Source organism: Curtobacterium sp. B18 (genome assembly GCF_000333375.1).
Lineage (GTDB): Bacteria > Actinomycetota > Actinomycetes > Actinomycetales > Microbacteriaceae > Curtobacterium.
Genome location: NZ_BACZ01000105.1, coordinates 1 through 1,246 on the forward strand (window position 1 = coordinate 1; position 1,246 = coordinate 1,246).

Consider the following 1,246-nt stretch of genomic DNA (forward strand, 5'->3'; position numbering starts at 1 on the left):
CCTCCCGGCCGTCATCCGGTCACGCCCACCGCACTCACCCCGTCGCGGACCGCGTCCGGCCGAGCGCGACCTCGCGTCGGGCACGCTCGAGCGCGAGGCTGCTCGCGGCGTCCGGGTCCCGCAGCAGCCGTCGGACGTCCTCGACGTGCTCCCGGACGCCGTCGCCCTGACGCTGCTGCGCCTCGTCGAGCACGGGGGCGACGACGTCCTCGCCGAGGTCGACGAGTGCCCGGCCGAGGGCCAGGCGGGTCTCGCGGTCGCCGTGCCCGAGGTCCCGTGCGAGTCGTCGGGCGAGCGCGGGCCGTCCGTCGTCGGGGACGAGGCGGACCGAGGCGCGCCAGGCAGTGCGGACGACCCCGTGGTCGAGGTCGCCGAGGAGCTCCGCGACGGCCGGGTACACCGAGCGGTCCCCGATCTTCGACAGGGTGTGCAACGCCTGACTGCGCGCCTGCGGCTCGGGTCGTGCGAGCTGCTCGACGAGCCGCGGCACGACGAGCTCGGCCGGCAGCCGCACGAGCGCCCAGGTGAGCACCTCCCGCACCTGCAGGTCGGGTTCGATCGCGCACTGCTCGACGAGGACGTCGAGGTCGTCGGGGTCCGGGGTCGTGCCGGCCGTCATCACGGCACGGAGGCGGACGGACGGACGGGGGTCACTGAGGGACGAGGTGAGCGTCGTCATGGTCCTTCCCAGGAGACCCCACGCACCTGGGAGCGGACCGGGCGAGCGGCATAGCGTGGACCGGACCGCTCCAGTCAGCCCCGGAAGGACCCCCAATGCCCCGCATCGGTACCAGCGACCTCACCGTGTTCCCCCTCGCCCTCGGCGGCAACGTCTTCGGCTGGACCGCCGACGAGCAGACGTCGCACCGGGTGCTCGATGCGTACACCGCGGCCGGCGGCGACTTCGTCGACACGGCGGACGTCTACTCCGCCTGGGCGCCCGGCAACTCCGGCGGCGAGTCCGAACGGGTGATCGGTTCGTGGTTCCGGGCGTCCGGCAAGCGCGACGACGTCGTGATCGCCACGAAGGTGTCCCAGCACCCGGAGTTCCAGGGCCTGTCGGCGTCGAACGTCGCCGCGGCCGCACGCGCGAGCCTCGAGCGCCTCGGCACCGACCGCATCGACCTGTACTACGCGCACTTCGACGACGAGTCCACGCCGCTCCGCCAGAGCTGGGAGGCACCCTCGAACGTGTTCGGGTCGGGCAGCGAGATCGTCCCGAGCGTGCCGTTGATCTCGACGAAGC

At 73.4% G+C, this 1,246-nt stretch carries 2 protein-coding genes; one reads left to right on the plus strand and one right to left on the minus strand.

Going from position 1 to position 1,246, the window contains the following annotated elements; genetic code table 11:
* Positions 1-34: 34 nt before the first annotated feature.
* On the minus strand, positions 35-679 hold the full coding sequence (locus tag I5E_RS02885; protein ID WP_022905662.1) for a HEAT repeat domain-containing protein: 645 nt from the start codon (positions 677-679) through the stop codon (positions 35-37).
* A 95-nt stretch (positions 680-774) separates the two neighbouring features.
* Here I5E_RS02885 and I5E_RS02890 point away from each other — a divergent pair.
* Positions 775-1,246, plus strand: a 472-nt coding sequence (locus tag I5E_RS02890) for an aldo/keto reductase (RefSeq protein ID WP_022905663.1), incomplete at its 3' end; no start/stop codon positions are given.